The organism is Nitrospira sp. BLG_2, from assembly GCF_049222245.1.
In genome coordinates this window covers 1-3230 of record NZ_JBLYIG010000599.1, presented here as the reverse complement: position 1 = coordinate 3230, position 3230 = coordinate 1, and the positions used below count along the sequence as shown (strand labels likewise).

The 3230-nt window shown below is 57.9% G+C and carries 3 protein-coding genes and 1 pseudogene; 3 read left to right on the top strand and 1 reads right to left on the bottom strand.

Annotated elements, in window-relative coordinates:
• Positions 1-154: Mur ligase domain-containing protein (locus tag ACOSYY_RS15875; protein WP_421663623.1), on the bottom strand; the 154-nt coding region annotated here is incomplete at its 3' end.
• On the opposite strand from ACOSYY_RS15875, the pseudogene ACOSYY_RS15870 reads away from it, so the two are divergent.
• The 3 genes and pseudogenes from ACOSYY_RS15870 to ACOSYY_RS15860 all read left to right on the top strand — a co-directional run.
• Positions 111-1679 (top strand): annotated as a pseudogene (locus tag ACOSYY_RS15870) (N-6 DNA methylase); the annotation flags it as partial. The gene ACOSYY_RS15875 and the pseudogene ACOSYY_RS15870 sit on opposite strands and share 44 nt — an antisense overlap.
• Positions 1676-3004 (top strand): restriction endonuclease subunit S, encoded by a 1329-nt coding sequence (locus ACOSYY_RS15865; protein ID WP_421663619.1) that lies wholly within the window; start codon positions 1676-1678, stop codon positions 3002-3004. The pseudogene ACOSYY_RS15870 and the gene ACOSYY_RS15865, both read left to right, overlap by 4 nt.
• Positions 3001-3230 (top strand): AlbA family DNA-binding domain-containing protein (locus tag ACOSYY_RS15860; protein ID WP_421663617.1); only part of this gene is annotated, 230 nt, incomplete at its 3' end. The genes ACOSYY_RS15865 and ACOSYY_RS15860, both read left to right, overlap by 4 nt.

The window sequence follows — 3230 nt, the reverse complement described above, 5'->3', positions numbered from 1 at the left end:
TCGTCTCCGAAGGGTGCAGATCTGAACCGGTCACCTTGTATCCCATCGTGAGGAGGACTTCTGCGATGCCGCTCATACCGGCCCCGCCGATGCCGACGAGATGAATTTGCTGTGTCTTGCGAATCCTCTTTCGGGGTAATGCCGAGGCCGTCATCCGCCGGCAGCTCGTCCGGTCCGGCTACCTCAAGGCCATCATCGGCCTGCCCGCCAATCTCTTTTACGGCACCGGCATCCCGGCTTGCATCGTCGTGCTCGACAAGGAAAACGCCACCGCCCGCAAAGGTATCTTCGTGATTGATGCCTCCAAGGGTTTCAAGAAGGACGGCCCGAAAAACCGTCTCCGCGAGCAGGACATCCACAAGATCGTGGACACCTTCACCCGGCTGGATGAAAGCGACCCGCGCTACGCCCGCATGGTCTCCGTCGCCGAAATCGCCGACGCGAAGAACGATTACAACCTCAACCTGCCACGCTATATCGACAACACCGAGCCGGAAGATCTACAAGATATTGACGGCCACCTGCGCGGCGGCATTCCGGACCGCGACCTCGATGCCCTCGGCAATTATTGGAAAATTATGCCGGATGTCCGTTCCGTTTTGTTCAAGCCCTTACGTCCCAACTATTCTCAATTATCCATTCTCCATTCTCAATTAAAGGAAACCATTTTCAGCCACCCCGAGTTCACCGCCTTCACCACCCAGGCTCGGAAGCTCTTCACAAAATGGCAGTCGGCCTCCGTCCCACTGCTCAAAGGCTTCGCCCAAAACGGCCCTTCGACTGTGCTCAGGACAAGCCATCCAAAGGCTCTCATCGAAACCATAGCCGAGGACCTACTCGCCACCTTCAAGACCGCTCCACTCCTCGACGCCTACGATGTCTATCAGCACCTCATGGACTACTGGGCCGAGACCATGCAGGACGATTGCTACCTCATCCCCGATGCCGGGTGGAAAGCAGGCGCGATACCCCGCGAAATTCGTCAGGTCAAAAACAAGGAAGGCAAACTTGTCTGGCCCGAGAAGGAAGACTTCAAGAAGGGCAAGCGTCGCTTCAAGTCCGACCTCGTCCCCGCCGCCCTGCTCATCGCCCGCTATTTCGCCGCCGAGCGCGATGCCATCGCCGCCCTCGAAGCTGAACTCGCCGGCATCGAGCAGCAGCTCGATGAAACGCGCGAGGAGCAAAGCGGCGAGGAAGGACTACTCGTGGAAGTCATCGAAGGCGAGGGTGAGAAGCAGAAGATCACCACCAAAGCCGTGAAGGCCCGCCTCAAGGACATCGCAAGAAACTACGATGAGGACCCCGACTACGCCGAGGAACGCCAGGCCCTCGAAGACTACTCCACGTTGCTCGACCAGCAGACCGACGCCAAGACCCGGCTGAAAGCCGCGCAGGAAGACCTCGAAGCCAAGCTCGACGCCAAATACCCGACACTCACTGAGGACGAGATCAAGACCCTGGTGGTGGACGACAAGTGGCTGGCCACGATTGCCGCCGCCGTGCAGGGTGAGTTGGATCGCGTCTCGCAAACCCTCACCGGCCGCATCCGCCAGCTCGCCGAACGCTACGCCACCCCGCTGCCGCAACTCACCGACGAAGTGGCCGCTCTCGCCGCCAAAGTGGACGGACATTTGAAGCAAATGGAGAATGGAAAATTGATAATGGAGAATGCGAAATGAGCGGTTCACATTCTCAATTCTCAACTCTCCATTCTCCATTGATCTCGATCCCGCCCGGCTACAAACAGACCGAAGCCGGAGTGCTTCCGGAAGATTGGGGTGCGGTTGCTCTTCAATCAATCACGCCGCCGAATCGAAAGAACGCCATCGTAGATGGCCCGTTTGGCTCAAATCTGAAGTCTATTCATTACCGCAAATCCGGCATCCCAATCATCACGAGTGGTTTCGTAACCGACGGAACGTTTCACGCGGACACTTACGACTACGTTGACCGCTCGAAATTCTTGGAGGAGCGCCGAAGCGCGGTTAGCCCCGGCGATATAGTGATGGCAAAGATAGGTGAACGATGCGGAGCGAGTGCCATTCTTCCGCACAACCACGAAACCGGAATCCTTTCTGGTAATGCGTTGAAGATTACCGTCGATGAATCGCACAACTCTACGGCTTACATCTGGCAAGTTCTCTGGAACATGCACGAAAGCGGCAAACTTGAATGCTTGAGGACTGTCGGGGCGCAACCAGCACTTTCGATGGCAAACCTCAAGAAGCACAAGATTCCCGTCCCGCCTACCAGGGACGAACAACGCGCCATCGCGGAGGCGTTGAGCGATGTGGACGCGCTGCTGGGCGGGCTGGACCGGCTCATTGCCAAGAAGCGCGACCTCAAACAGGCCACCATGCAGCAGCTCCTCACCGGCCAAACCCGCCTCCCCGGCTTCCACAGCGAGTGGGAGATGAAGCGACTTGGGGAAATCGCAGACATCAAAACCGGGCCGTTCGGCTCGTCATTGCATGAGAGTGACTACGTTCAAGACGGGACACCAATCATCACGGTCGAGCATCTTGGTGAGTTCGGGGTTGAGCACCGCAACCTTCCAATGGTTTCAGACCACGACCGACAGCGGTTGCGAGGCTACTCGCTAGAAATCGGCGACATCGTGTTCAGTCGCGTCGGTTCGGTGGACCGAAATGCGCTTATTCGTCCCTCGGAGGCTGGCTGGTTGTTCTCCGGTCGGTTGTTGCGCGTTCGTCCGGATAAGGATAAGGCATTTGCACAGTTCCTGAGCTACCAGTTCCACGGTGAGGCTTTCAAAGGACTCGTTCGCAGTGTCGCTGTGGGCCAGACGATGGCTTGCCTCAATACACAAATCCTTAAAGGGATCATCGTGAAACTTCCGTCTGTCCCCGAACAAACTGCCATCGCTGAGGTGCTGAGTGAGATGGATGCGGAGCTGGCGGGGTTGGAGCAGCGGCGTGAGAAGACCCGCGCCCTCAAGCAGGCCATGATGCAGGAACTCCTCACGGGGAGGATTAGGCTGGTATGAAGGAGTCCCAGCACAGGGAGTGGAAGGAGTCCTGGCGCGACGATCATCTGCGCTGGGTCTGCGGCTTCGCCAATGCGGACGGCGGTGTGCTGGTGATCGGTCGCGACGACCAGGGGCAGCCGGTCGGTGTCTCGAACGCAAACACACTGCTGACTGACCTGCCCAACAAAATTCGCGATGTGCTCGGCATCATGGCCGATGTCAACCTGGTCAAGCAGTCGGGCAA

Excerpts from the sequence above, each read along its gene's own strand:
- ACOSYY_RS15865 (WP_421663619.1), top strand. The coding sequence starts at position 1,676 with ATGAGCGGTTCACATTCTCAATTCTCAACTCTCCATTCTCCATTGATC.